We start from the raw sequence: 1,197 nt of genomic DNA, 5'->3' as shown, positions 1-1,197 counted from the left end.
GGTGAAGCCAAGATGGACGTGATCCCAGATGAACCGATTGTGATTGCCAGCCTGCTGAGCCTGGCTTTGCTGGGGATCTTGATTCTGAACTTGGCAGGGCGTGGGTCTGGGGATGCAGATTAAAAGGTTGACAAGCTTACTTATCCTTCTTTAGGATTAGGATCGCCTTGTCGGAGAGCGCCCCCATCGTCTAGAGGCCTAGGACACATCCCTTTCACGGATGCGACAGGGGTTCGAATCCCCTTGGGGGTATTGGGTCAGAGTTATAAGATGAAGCCGTCAACAGGGGATCCCTGGCAGCGGTGACACCTTACTCAGACTTTACTCAGAGAGGCTTTGCCGCCACAAACCACTCCAGATACAAGCTGGGAGAGCGGGTCATCTGGGATCCCCATACAAGCGGCATGGGCAGCCAGCCAACTGCCACTCTGTCGAGGGGGATCCCTATTCCACCCTTACTCCTCAACAGGGGAAAAATCTCCAAAGCAGCGGCCTAGAAGGTTAGGCTTAGTTGTCCAATCGGCTACGGCTTGGGTTTGAGCAGACCTAGGGCCTGCCAGGATCAGGTGCTGGCCACCAGAGCTTCAGCCGGCGTGGCGGCGACCAACAGCTCATCTTTGATAAGCTCTGCCAGCTCCTGCAGTTGGCGAATCGCCTCTGCCCCTTCCAATTTCATAAGCTCCCGGTCATCCCGCATTTCTGTCCAGCTAATGGAGCATTCGGAAACCAAAAAGCGGATTAGGTGCCCCTCTCGTAAACTGACCATAAACGAGGCACTCTCGAAAGACGTACCACAGGTGTAGCAAGAGGCTGGGTAGCCCCGCTTCTCCAAAACGATGGCCAGAGCCTGCAAACTCATCACCAGATCTTGAACATAGCTGCGGTATTGTTCCGCCAACCGTGTGAACATCACACTCCTCCCTAATGGATTGGCACTTTTGGGGCTCAGCCTAGCTGCAAATGACCTAACTAGTAATTTATGCTTAGGACTAGGATTACATCTATCATAACAATCGACAATCCCTCAAGGAAGTGATTAAGGCCACAGAGTAGGCAAGGTCTACCTCAGTGAAATGTAGTATTCAACACTTCTCTTAACAAAGACATCAAAGTTTACTCCGAGTCAACACTCTTATCGACTGGGATCCTCACTCAGTGCTCGCCCAGTCTTTTCTCAAAATGGCTCAGGGCTGCTCG

At 52.2% G+C, this 1,197-nt stretch carries 1 protein-coding gene and 1 tRNA gene; one reads left to right on the top strand and one right to left on the bottom strand.

The genetic code is table 11. From position 1 onward, the window contains the following. Window positions 1-179: 179 nt before the first annotated feature. Window positions 180-252, top strand: a tRNA-Glu gene (locus tag NW820_RS06975). Between the two features lie 310 nt (window positions 253-562). Here NW820_RS06975 and NW820_RS06970 read toward each other — a convergent pair. After that, complete coding sequence (locus tag NW820_RS06970; protein WP_011434143.1) at window positions 563-910, bottom strand: DUF1815 family protein; 348 nt, start codon at window positions 908-910, stop codon at window positions 563-565. Between the last annotated feature and the right edge of the window lie 287 nt (window positions 911-1,197).

Source organism: Synechococcus sp. R55.7 (assembly GCF_047461955.1).
Classification (GTDB): Bacteria; Cyanobacteriota; Cyanobacteriia; order Thermostichales; family Thermostichaceae; genus Thermostichus.
This window is presented reverse-complemented; position numbering and strand designations above follow the sequence as displayed.

Excerpts from the sequence above, each read along its gene's own strand:
- NW820_RS06970 (WP_011434143.1), bottom strand. The coding sequence starts at position 910 with ATGTTCACACGGTTGGCGGAACAATACCGCAGCTATGTTCAAGATCTG.